General features: G+C 69.1%; 12 protein-coding genes. 8 read left to right on the plus strand and 4 right to left on the minus strand.

The genetic code is table 11. From position 1 onward, the window contains the following. The first annotated feature begins 1 nt into the window (after window position 1). From ACGFH6_RS06225 to ACGFH6_RS06240, 4 genes are all read left to right on the plus strand, one after another. Window positions 2-139 (plus strand): SapB/AmfS family lanthipeptide, encoded by a 138-nt coding sequence (locus ACGFH6_RS06225; protein WP_130387812.1) that lies wholly within the window; start codon window positions 2-4, stop codon window positions 137-139. A gap of 155 nt (window positions 140-294) precedes the next feature. Continuing rightward, window positions 295-2220: a prolyl oligopeptidase family protein gene (locus ACGFH6_RS06230; protein ID WP_393380936.1), complete on the plus strand. Its 1926-nt coding sequence runs from the start codon at window positions 295-297 to the stop codon at window positions 2218-2220. Then, window positions 2217-3869, plus strand: coding sequence for an ABC transporter ATP-binding protein (locus ACGFH6_RS06235; RefSeq protein ID WP_393380938.1), 1653 nt, complete (start codon window positions 2217-2219; stop codon window positions 3867-3869). The genes ACGFH6_RS06230 and ACGFH6_RS06235 overlap by 4 nt, the downstream gene beginning before the upstream one ends. Further along, complete coding sequence (locus ACGFH6_RS06240; RefSeq protein WP_393380941.1) at window positions 3866-5551, plus strand: ATP-binding cassette domain-containing protein; 1686 nt, start codon at window positions 3866-3868, stop codon at window positions 5549-5551. Before ACGFH6_RS06235 ends, ACGFH6_RS06240 begins: the two co-directional genes overlap by 4 nt. Here the strand turns inward: ACGFH6_RS06240 and ACGFH6_RS06245 are convergent. Then, window positions 5530-6129, minus strand: coding sequence for a response regulator transcription factor (locus ACGFH6_RS06245; protein ID WP_393380944.1), 600 nt, complete (start codon window positions 6127-6129; stop codon window positions 5530-5532). The genes ACGFH6_RS06240 and ACGFH6_RS06245 overlap by 22 nt on opposite strands. A 98-nt stretch (window positions 6130-6227) precedes the next feature. On the opposite strand from ACGFH6_RS06245, the gene ACGFH6_RS06250 reads away from it, so the two are divergent. Together ACGFH6_RS06250 and ACGFH6_RS06255 are read left to right on the plus strand one after the other, a co-directional pair. Then, a complete protein-coding gene (locus tag ACGFH6_RS06250; protein WP_393380946.1) occupies window positions 6228-6764 on the plus strand; it encodes a DUF5946 family protein in 537 nt (178 codons plus the stop codon). A 345-nt stretch (window positions 6765-7109) separates the two neighbouring features. After that, a complete protein-coding gene (locus ACGFH6_RS06255; RefSeq protein ID WP_393380948.1) occupies window positions 7110-7685 on the plus strand; it encodes a transglycosylase family protein in 576 nt (191 codons plus the stop codon). A 168-nt stretch (window positions 7686-7853) separates the two neighbouring features. Here the strand turns inward: ACGFH6_RS06255 and ACGFH6_RS06260 are convergent, their stop codons facing one another. From ACGFH6_RS06260 to ACGFH6_RS06270, 3 genes are read right to left on the minus strand one after another with little or no spacing between them, the layout of a single operon-like run. Further along, window positions 7854-8504 carry a hypothetical protein gene (locus tag ACGFH6_RS06260; protein ID WP_393380951.1) on the minus strand — a complete coding sequence of 217 codons (651 nt, stop codon included), beginning with the start codon at window positions 8502-8504 and terminating at the stop codon, window positions 7854-7856. Window positions 8505-8508: 4 nt separating this feature from the next. After that, window positions 8509-9150, minus strand: coding sequence for a Pr6Pr family membrane protein (locus tag ACGFH6_RS06265; protein ID WP_393380953.1), 642 nt, complete (start codon window positions 9148-9150; stop codon window positions 8509-8511). 40 nt (window positions 9151-9190) lie between these two features. Next, the gene (locus tag ACGFH6_RS06270; protein WP_393380955.1) at window positions 9191-9757 is read right to left on the minus strand and encodes a 2TM domain-containing protein; all 567 of its coding nucleotides are present in this window, start codon (window positions 9755-9757) and stop codon (window positions 9191-9193) included. 79 nt (window positions 9758-9836) lie between these two features. On the opposite strand from ACGFH6_RS06270, the gene ACGFH6_RS06275 reads away from it, so the two are divergent. After that, entirely contained in the window at window positions 9837-10436 is a 600-nt protein-coding gene (locus ACGFH6_RS06275; RefSeq protein ID WP_393380956.1) for a TetR/AcrR family transcriptional regulator, read from the plus strand. Window positions 10437-10527: 91 nt separating this feature from the next. Next, window positions 10528-11040, plus strand: a complete 513-nt coding sequence (locus ACGFH6_RS06280; protein ID WP_131359886.1) for an AAA family ATPase — start codon at window positions 10528-10530, stop codon at window positions 11038-11040. Window positions 11041-11067: the final 27 nt, after the last annotated feature.

Consider the following 11067-nt stretch of genomic DNA (forward strand, 5'->3'; position numbering starts at 1 on the left):
CATGGCACTTCTCGACCTTCAGGGTCTGGAGACCCCGGGCTACGGCCACGGCGGCCACCACCACGGCGGCTCCACGCTGACCGTGCTGGGCTGCGCTTCGCAGACCCCGAGCAACCTGAGCCTTCTGCTCTGCCACTGATCGGTGGTTCGTAGGCCCTGGGTGGGCGGCATACCTCACCCAGGGCCGAACTGCCTTCGGCCGTGCCGCAGGGCACGGCCCGACCCGATCACCGGTGACCGACTCGCCTCGGTCGCCGGGCGGCTGGTGTTGTGCCGGACGGAAGGAGTGGAGTGTTGGGTACCTCCGTGCAGTCCTATCCATGCGCCGAGCGGACTCCGCTCGTGGAGCAGGTGCACGGCCGTTCCGTAGCGGATCCGTACCGCTGGCTCGAGGACTCCGAGTCCGGCGAGACCCAGCGGTGGCAGGCGGAGCAGGACCAGCTGTGGCTGAATCATGCCGCCACGCTGACGAACCGATTCCGGTTCCGCACCAGGGTGAAGGCCCTCTCGAACGTCGGCACGGTCTCCGTCCCCAGCTGGCGCGGCGACCGCTGCTTCACACTCCGCCGCAATCCTGGCCGACAGCACCCGATCCTGTACGTCGACGAGCGCGTCCTCCTCGATCCGCGGCTGCTCGACGCCAGCGGGGGCACCACTCTGGACGGCTGGCAGCCGTCGCCGGATGGCAGCCTCCTCGCCTTCCAGATCTCACAAGGCGGCACCGAGCAGTCCGTCCTGCACGTCCTCGACGTGACCACCGGTCAGCTCGTGGACGGCCCGATCGACGGTTGCCGGTACTCCCCGATCGCGTGGCTCCCGGACGGCAAGTCCTTCTACTACGTGCGTTTCCGCCAGGTGCGGCATCACCACCTGAATGACCCCGACGACACCACGATCCTCGCGACCGAAGCGTCGTACGGGCTCGAGCTCAGCCATGACGGTCGCTGGCTGACGATCTCCGCCTCCCGCGGGACCGTGAACGACCTCTGGCTCGCCGACCTCGCCACGGACGAATCACCCACCCCCGTGCAGCAGGACATCGACGCTCTCACGGTCATGACGGTGGGACCCGACGGTCGTCTGTACGTCGTCACCACCCGCGACGCACCGACCGGCCGCATCTGCATCGGCGACCCCAGGGACCCGTCGAGCTGGGACGACTTCATCGATCCCGGCGCACCACTGACCGGTCTTGCGATCCTCGATGAGCACATCCTCGTCAGCCACACCGACGAGATCACGATCCACGACCGCACGACAGGTACGCGAATCGGCTCCGTCGAACTCCCAGGGTCCGTAGGCTCCCTGACCACGCGACCGGACGGCGGCACCCAAGCCTGGTTCTCCTACACCGACAGCGTCACCCCGTCGGCCGTCTACTGCTACGACGGCACGACCGGCAGTACGACGCTCTGGTCGCAGGCACCTGGCGTGGTCGCGGACGCCGAGTCGCACCGCCTCACCTACACCTCGCCCGATGGCACCGAGCTCCGGCTCCTGGCGATCGCCAAGCCAGGGATCAAAGGACCGCGACCCACGATCCTCTACGGGTACGGCGGTTTCGGCCAGTCGCTCACCCCGACGTACTCCGCGTTCACGCTCGCCTGGGTCGAGGCCGGCGGTGTCTTCGTGACCGCCACCGTCCGCGGCGGCGGCGAGCGCGGCGAAGCGTCCCACCGGGCCGGGATCCTGGACCAGAAGCAGAAGGTCTTCGACGACTTCATCGCGGCCGCCGAGCACCTGATCGCGACCGGTTGGACCACCGCCGATCAGCTCGCGGCGTGTGGCGAGTCCAACGGCGGCCTGCTCGTCGCCGCAGCGCTCACCCAGCGCCCGGAGCTGTTCGCGGCCGCCGTCTGCTCGGCACCGCTGACAGACATGGCGAGGTACGAGTTGTCGGGTCTCGGCGAGCGCTGGGTGCCGGAGTTCGGGTCCGCGTCGGATCCCGGCCAGTTCAGGACGTTGCTGTCCTACTCGCCGTACCATCGCGTCGCCGAAGGCCAGCAGTACCCGGCCGTTCTCCTGACGGCTTTCGGGAACGACACACGCGTGGATCCCTTGCACGCAAGGAAGATGTGTGCGGCCCTCCAGCACGCGACCGTGGGCGAGCGACCGGTGTTGCTGCGCCTCGAAGCCGATGCGGGCCACGCCACCGGAGGCATCAGCCTGGCCGCCGACATGCTGGCGTTCGTCGCCGGCCACACCGGGCTGGCGTCATGATCACCTTCGCAGAGGTCGCCAAGCACAGCCGCGGCTGGCTGCCGGTGATCGGTCTGAACGCACTGATCGGCAGCGGCGTCACCCTCGCCCTGCCGACGATCCTCGGCCGCTCGGTCGACGCGATCGTGGCGGGAGACGCCTACACCCGTTGGCTGATCGCGGCCGCCGGAGTGATCGGCCTCGGGATCGCTGCCAGCATCGTCGACGCCTTCGTCGGCGCAGCCTGTGTCGCCGAGACGACCGCCTGGTTGCGGCATCGCCTGGTCAGGCAGATCGTGCACGGCGGCCCGGAAGGAACCCGCAGCTTCGAGACCGGCGACCTCGTCAGCCGCGTCTCCGCCAACGCCACCGACGCCGCGCAAGCCGGCCCCGCCACGGTGACCGCGATCGCCGCGATCGCTCCGCCGGTGGGCAGTCTGACCCTGCTCGCAGTGATCGACCCCTGGCTCGCCGCGGCGTTCTTCGGCGGCGTACTGCTCGTCATCCTCGTCCTGTGGACGTTTGCGAAGCGCACCGCCGACGTCAGCCTCGCCTACCAGGAGACCCAGGGCCGGATCGCCGCGCTGCTGTCCGAGTCGCTCACCGGCATCCGCACGATCGCCGCCGCCGGTACGACGGCCCGCGAGGAACGCCGCATCCTCGGTCTCCTGCCCGAGTTGCACAAGCACGGCGTCTTCACCTGGAGCATCCTGGCCCGCTCCGGTGCACAAGCCGCGATCGTGGGTCCGCTCGTACTCGTCGCCGTGCTGGCCGTTGGCGGGCTCCAGCTCGCAGCCGGCCGGATCACTGCGGGCGAGCTGTTCGCCGCGTCCCAGTACGCCGTACTCGGCGCCGGCCTCGGCAACCTGACCGGTGTGATCGGGGAGATCGCCCGTGCCAAGGCCGGTGTGCATCGGGCCGGCGAGGTGCTCGCGATCGAGTCGGTCCCGCACGGCACGCTCGCACTGCCGAAGGGGACCGGCCACCTGACGTTCAACGGCGTCAGCGTGATCGCAGGCGGCATTGTCCTGCTGCACGACGTGAATCTGGACCTTCCCGGCGGTGCGACCGTAGCCGTGGTCGGTCCGAGCGGCGCCGGCAAGTCGGTGCTGGCCGCGGTGGCCGCGAGGTTGCGCGACCCGTCGACCGGCCAGGTGTCGTTGGACGGCGTACCGCTGCAGGCCGTCAGCCGGCACGCTCTGCGCAGCGCGGTCGGTTGCGCCTTCGAACGTCCGCAACTGGTCGGCCGGACGATCGGCGACGCGATCGCGCCCGAGACGGTCAGCCCGGTCCGCACGCTGGCCGCGGCCCGCGCCACCCACGCGCACGACTTCGTCAGCCGGCTGCCCGACGGGTACTTCACGTCGTTGCGCAAGGCACCGATGTCCGGTGGTGAACGGCAACGGCTCGGCCTCGCCCGGGCCTGGTCGGCGGACCGTCTGCTGGTACTCGACGACGCGACCTCCAGCCTGGACACGGCCACCGAGCGGCAGATCAGCCGGACTCTCACCGAGGACCGCCACCACCGGACCCGCCTCATCGTCACCCACCGCCCCGCCACCGCGGCCCGTGCCGACCTCGTCATCTGGCTCGACCACGGACGCGTCCGCGCCATCGGCCCGCACACCGACCTGTGGCAGCACACGTCCTACCGCGAAGTCTTCGGATGAAGCGCGAACTGAGCTACGGCGCCGCGGCGCTGCGGAAGCGAGCGACGACCAGGCTGATCGCGTGGTCGATCCCGGAGATCCTGCCGACCGCGATCTACGGCATCGCCGTCGCCCACGCGACCGACAACTTCCTCGCCGGCCACGTCTGGCAGGGCATCGCCTGGCTCGGCGGACTGGTCGCGACGGCTTGTCTGGGCGCGACCGGCGCCCGTCAGGTGTACGGTCGCCTCGGGGATCTGGTCGAGCCCCTCAGGGACGACCTGGTACGACGTGTTGTCGCCGGCGCACTGCGGACCGGGGACGACAGTGCCGTGGCGCGGTTGAACCGGCAGGTCGAGATCGTTCGGGACACATTCGCCGGGTTGGTCCTGGTGATCCGCAGTTTCGCGGTCACATTATTCGGCGTGCTGACCGGCCTCTTGTCGCTGGCGCCGTTGGTGGCGGCGTTCGTCGTACCGCCGTTCCTGCTCGGATTCGCGTTGTCGTTGGCTGTGCTGGGGATGGCAGCGGATCGGGTTCGGGCGTCGTTGCAGGCGGACGAGGACCTCGCGGCATCGGCAGGAATGGTGTTCGACGGGGTGCGGGATATCACGGCGGCTGGGGCCGAGGAGTTCGCCGGACGCTTGGTGGGCGAACCGATCGAGGCGCACGCCGCGGCCGAGCGTGCACTCGCCAAGGTCGCGGCGCTCCGGACGCTGTGCTTCGCAGTCGGTGGGTGGCTGCCGCTGCTGATCTTGCTCGCGACCGGGCCATGGCTGGTCGGACGTGGCGTGAGCACGGGGACGTTGCTCGGCGGCCTGACCTACGTGCTGATCGGGTTGCAGCCGGCGCTCAACACAGTGATGGGCGCGCTGGGCGACAGCGGTCTGCGGTACGTCATCACCCTCGGCCGGATCCTGGACACCTCCCCTGCGGCCGGGCAGCCCTGTCGCGCAGACAGTCCCACCGGTTTCGACGTCCGCCTGCGTGGGCTGAGCTTCGCCTACGGCCCGAACGCCGAGCCTGTGCTCGACAAGCTCGAACTGACCATTCCCGAAGGTGAGCATCTGGCGGTCGTCGGGCCGAGCGGGATCGGGAAGTCCACGCTGGCCGGGCTGGTGTGCGGGATGTTGACGCCCACGAGCGGGCAGGTGCTCCTGGGCGGCGTACAACCAGCCAGGGTGACGCCGGCCGCGCGGGTGCTGATCCCGCAGGAGGCCTACGTCTTCACGGGGACCGTGATGGACAACCTGACTTATCTATTGCCGAACGCAACAACACCGCAGGTGGCGGACGCTGTCGATGCGATCGGTGCGGCGGCGTTGATCGAGCGGATCGGTGGACTGACCGCCGACGTCAGACCGGGTGAGCTGTCCGCGGGTGAACGGCAGTTGATTGCGCTGGTCCGCGCGTACCTGTCCCCCGCGCCGCTCGTCGTACTCGACGAGGCGACCTGCTTCCTGGATCCGGAAGCCGAGCGCGTCGCCGAGGAGGCGTTCGCCAAACGCGAGGGCACGCTCATCGTCATCGCGCACCGCATCAGCTCGGCACTCCGCGCCCGCCGCATCCTGGTCCTCGACGGCAACCAGGCAACCCTGGGCACACACGTCAGCCTGATGCGCAAGTCCCGCATGTACCGCGACCTTCACGGCAGCTGGGCACCGACGACCCAGAACCGGAGTCAGATCCAGCCGGCGTCCTGAGCCTTGCGGATCGCCTCGATCCGGCTGCGCGAGCCGGTCTTCGCCAGGATGCGGGACAAGTAGTTCCGCACAGTGCCGGCGCTCAGACTGAGGGTCCTGGCAATTTCCTGCGCTGTCGCGCCCGTGGTGACCTGCCGCAGTACCTCGCACTCGCGATCGGTCAACGGGTTGTCGCCGGCCTTCAACGCCGCGACCGCGAGCCGCACGTCGACGACCGGCAGCCCCTTCGCGACGTCCCGGACCGCCTGCACCAACTGGTCGGGGGTGACGTCCGTCGCGATCAGCCCGATCCGCGGCGCCTGCTTCACCAACGCGATGCTGGTCGCGGCGATGGCCTCGTGCTCGATCAGCACCAGCACACCGCGGCCGGTCAGCTTCCGGCACAGCTCCTCGATCCGGATCCGCCCGGGCAGCTGAGGGTCGAGCAGTACGACGTGCGGCCGTCGCCCAGCCACCTGTAGGACGTCCTCGGAGCGATCCAGCTCGGCCACCACGTCCAGATCGTTCTCCCTTGCCAGCACCGCGGCCAGTGCACCACGCACCAACGTGCCGCGATGGCCGAGAGCCACTCGGATCACCGCTTGCCCCCATACCTTCGTCGCCTCATCCGCCGGTCCACCACCGCGGCGGCGAAATCCAGCTGCCGGACGGCGGGGGCCCGTGCTTCGATCAACGAGTGAACCCGCCGGATGACACGCACGAGTCCCGCCGCTGCCCGGGCTGCGGCGCCGATCTCCCGCGCTCGGACTGGCCGGGCGAGGCGAAGTACAACGCATCCCCCGAGTGCCTGGAGGTCTCCGGTCAGTTGCTCGGCTTCGAGATCGAGCACCAGGCCAGGCTCGGGCACCTGCACCAACTGCGGATCGACGCGTACGGCGGCCAGCACGTCCTCCCGGGGACGCCGCCGATCGGGCCGGTGTTCGCGCTCAACGGGCTGTACATGTACCTCGAGCGAGGTTCGGGCAACCTCGACGTACGCACGGCCCACGGCATCATGGCCAACTCGTACGACGACTGGCCGGTGCTCACCCCACCCGCGACGGTCGGCCGGCTCACGGCGTACGACGTCCTGACCGCGGGCGGGGTCGAGGAAGTGGAGGCGACGCTCATCATGTGGGCCGGACAAGTGTGGGATTCCTGGTCGGACGACGTCCAGGATGTGGTCCGGAAGCTGACCGTCGACCTGGTGCCGGAACGCTACTTCCGACGCTAGAAACCGATCGGTTCTAGGCCTCGGATACCCCCGTCCAGCGACCCTCAAACCTCGGCGTGTCGAGCCGGAAACCGTTCTGTTGTTGGACTTTCACTACCTCAAAGGCCAGAAAAACCGGGGCAGATTCCCCGGATGCCCTTGCGCTCCGCGCCGAGGTCGCACAGGATGACAGGCGTTGCGTCGTTACCGTGGCGTGATCATTCGGTCGCTGTCCTGTGACCTGCCCCCGAATGCCCCCTTCCCTGCACGGGGGGCCTGGTGAGTTCCACCATGCCCAAGCTCACGAGGAGCGCTTTTCCGATGTCCAAAGCACGACATGCGCGCCCCCGGCGAAGTACCCGCCGGGTGGCACGGACCCTCACGATCGCCGGTCTCGGGGCCGGCATCACCGCCGCCGGCGCCGGCGCGGCGTTCGCGACCGACTACACGGTCAAGCCCGGCGACACCCTCTCCGAGATCGCCCAGGCCAACGGTGCCGACTGGCATCAACTGGCCAGGATCAACGACCTGAAGGACCCCGATCTGATCCTGATCGGGCAGACCCTGACGCTGGACGGCGTGAAGAAGGCCGCCGCTCCGAAGCGGGTGACGACCAAGAAGGTCGAGACCAGGAAGGTCCGCAAGACCGAGCGCAAGGTGAGGAGCAGCCGGTCCGAGGACCGCCCAGCGGCCAGCGGCCGCGCGAACCTGAGCGGAGCCTGGGCGAAGGTCGCCAACTGCGAATCCAGTGGGAACCCGCGGGCCGTCAACCCGGCTGGGTACTACGGGCTGTTCCAGTTCGACCGGCAGACGTGGCGCAGTGTCGGCGGCTCCGGCAACCCGGCCAAGGCGTCGGCGGCCGAGCAGCTGATGCGTGCGAAGAAGCTGTACGCCCAGCGCGGCGCGTCCCCGTGGCCGGTCTGCGGCCGCTACCTCCGTTGACCTGACCCCACACGCTCGTTCCATTCGGCCGGGCGGCGGTAGACCGTCCTCCACCGCCTGGCCGGGACCTCCGCGTCCCTGGCGTCTGGCGCTCCCCACCCATCGTGGCGGGTTAGTGCGCAACTCATCCGTGATCGCGACGGGTGGGGAGCACCAGACGTCAGTTGATCACGTCCGGGTGATGACCAGCATCTCGTTGGCACCGACCTGGAACTCGTACGGCACCTTGCGGGTCTCCCAGGTGATGCCGTCCAGCTCGTTCAGGATCTCCGGCAGGAACGGCACCGGCTCGCCGGCGCCCTGCAGCACGAGCGGGAAGATGCGCACCTCGGCGTTGCTCACCCGGGTCAGTTCACGCAGCGCCGCCAGGTGCCAGTCGCGGTCGTACTTGTCGGCCCAGGTGAACAGCAGGTGCGAGCACAGCACCAGCTCGAACCGCCGGTCGCCGAACGGAAGCTCCGGCAACCCGGCCGCGATGTAGCGCTCGGGCGCCACCGACACGTCCTGCAGGAACCGGTCGGCCGCCTCGATCCTGTACTGGTCCTTCCGCTCCGGCGATCCGTACCAGTGCCAGACGAAGCTCCCCTGGTGCTCATCCACGATCCCCGCGGTCGCGGGCAGGCTGCGCCGAACGGTGTCGACGAGCTCCGACGGCTCCAGCTCGTACGCCGGATCGGCCGCGATCGCGTCGACGCCCCGAGCGGCGGCCTCCGCGGTGAAGCTCGCACCGCCCGCACAGCAGTCGAGCACGGAATCAGGGAGTTCTCTGAGGTCGAACATCGCTTCGTACTCGGCGTACGAGCGCGAGGTCACCAGCACGGGTCTACCTTTCGACGGTTGTCTTCCGGTGCAGGCGGCGATCCAGGAAGGATGCTCCGGCCGCCAGAGCCAGGAAGAGTACCGCGACCAGCAGACAGTTCAGCAGCACCCGCGCGTACCCATGCTCGCCGACGTCCACGAACGGATACGGGTAGAAGCCGACGAACTCACCGCGGACCAGTGTGAAGACCAGCCACAGCAGCGGGTACACGATCGACCACCCCACGATCCGCTGATCCACCACGCCGCGCGGGCCGAACAGCAGCCATCCGAGAACGCCGAGGATCGGCGTAGCGGTGTGCAGCAGGAAGTTCGCGACCTCCGCCCAGCCGGTCAGCTCGCCGAGCCCGGCCAGCACCAGGTGGTAGACGATGCCGGTCACCGCGATGCACAGCACACCATTCAGCCGCAACGTCTTGAACAAGGTCCCCTGCGGCCGGTCCGGCTGCAGAGCCAGGACCAGAACCGTTGCCCCGAGCAGCAGGTTCGACTGGATCGTGAAGTACGCGAACACGTTGAACACCCGCTCCGGGTTGTCCCGGAAGAACCCCTCGGTCCCGTTCGCCGTCACGAACAGCTGCACCACGATGCCGGCCGCCACGGCGAACGCGGTGACCCCGGCCCAGACCCGCCCGGTCGTCGTCATGCCCGCAATGTACGACGGCCGGACGGCGGAGCCGGGGACCTCAGACGGACTGCTTCTCGCGCGGCGCCTGCTCCTGGCCGTTGGACGCGTCGGCGCCCTGGAAGCTGTAGCTGAACGAGACGATGGCGTCGATCACGAGCACGATCGTCCACGTCCACGCCGGGGCGAGTGCGGCGTCGTACCCCTGCCCGGAGAGTAGGCCGAGGGCGATCATGATGCCGACGCCGACGACGTACGCGAGCAGGTGGTGGTACCAGCCGGCGCGCTCGCGGCGGGCCCGCTCGGGTCCGAGCTTCGGCGGCTTGACCGGCCGCGGAGCGCCACCCAGGTAGTGCGCGGCCCACTTGTCCGCCCACCTGAGCGTCTGGTGGCCGAAGCCGACGCTGACGCCGATGAAGATCGCGGCCAGGGAGTGCTTGAACGACGGCTCGCCGCCGCGATGGATGTCGACCACGCTGGCGACCAGCAGGACCACGTCGACCAGCGGCACCGCCGCCAGCAGGACCAGGCCGACCTTCGGCAACCGGAGCAGGTAGCGCGTCGCGAGGCCGGCGGCGAGCAGGACCCAGAACCCGATCTCACACGCGGCGATCACAGCGAGCAGCACAGTGGTTCACCCTCCCGAAACGTTTTATTAGTACGACTGTGTTGGGAACGACTCTAACACGGCTGTGCTAAAAAGAACCATGCCGAAGATCGTCGACCACGACGTCCGCCGCGAGGAGATCGCTCAGGCGCTGTGGCGGGTGGTCCGCCGCGACGGCGTCCGCGCCGCCTCGGTCCGGACCGTCGCCGCCGAGGCCGGCTGGTCGCCCGGCGCCGTCCGCTATTACTTCCCCGACCAGGAGGGTCTGCTCAGCTTCGCGATGGACCTGGTGGCGCGCCGGGTCGGCCAGCGGATCAGCGCACTGGAGGTCAAGGGAAGCGCCCTGACGATCGCGCTGCGTTATCTGGAGGAGGCTCTCCCCCTCGACGCCGAGCGGCAGGCCGAGTTCGACGTCTGGCTGGCGTTCATGGCCCAGGCCCAGGCCGAGTCCGGGGCCGGCGCCCTGCACGGACACGTCGACGCGGTGCACGACGGCTTGCGCCAACTCTGCGAGTCGCTGCTCCGATCCCTGTCCGAGGCGGGCGGCCTCCGGGACGGTCTGGATCTGCGCCGTGAGGCCGAACTTCTGCACGCCCTGATCGACGGTCTGGCCCTGCACTCGGCCATCCAGCCCGGCCGGACCACACCGGCCCGGATCCGGCAGCTCCTCCGGCACCACCTCGAGACGCTGCTTGCCTGAAACCCCTTGCACACGAAGCTTTTCTGTCCGATCACAGACAAGATTCCGCGAGACCGGACTAAAACCTTGCGCCGCGTGGCACGATCACCGCATGGAGTCCGAGGGGGTGATCGTCGTCAGTGGGATCATGGCGGCCGGGAAGTCGACGGTTTCCCAATTACTGGCCGAGAGATTCCAGTACGGCGTCCATCTCCGGGGTGACGTTTTCCGCCGGATGATCGTCAGCGGGCAGGCCTCGATGGCCGACGACATGGCCGAGGCTCAGCGCCAGCTCCAGCTCCGGTACCGGCTCGCCTGCCAGGCCGCCGACGGGTACGCGCAGGCCGGTTTCACCGTGGTCCTGCAGGACGTGGTGATCGGTGAACTGCTGCGCGAGTTCCTGGACGGGATCCAGACCCGGCCGCGCTATCTCGTCGTCCTGACACCGCGGCCCGAGGTGATCTCCAGCCGTCTCGGCGGTGCCTATCACCTGGTCGACGAGCTCGACTACGAGCTGCACGCGTTCACTCCGCGGCGCGGGTTGTGGCTCGACAACTCCGATCTGTCCGCCGGCGAGACCGTCGACGCGATCCTCGGCCGCCTGGACGAGGCGCGCTTCGAGTGATGACCGGACAGGCTACCCGGGGGTAGT

Origin of the sequence: Kribbella sp. NPDC049227 (genome assembly GCF_043197265.1) — a bacterium.
Classification (GTDB): domain Bacteria; phylum Actinomycetota; class Actinomycetes; order Propionibacteriales; family Kribbellaceae; genus Kribbella.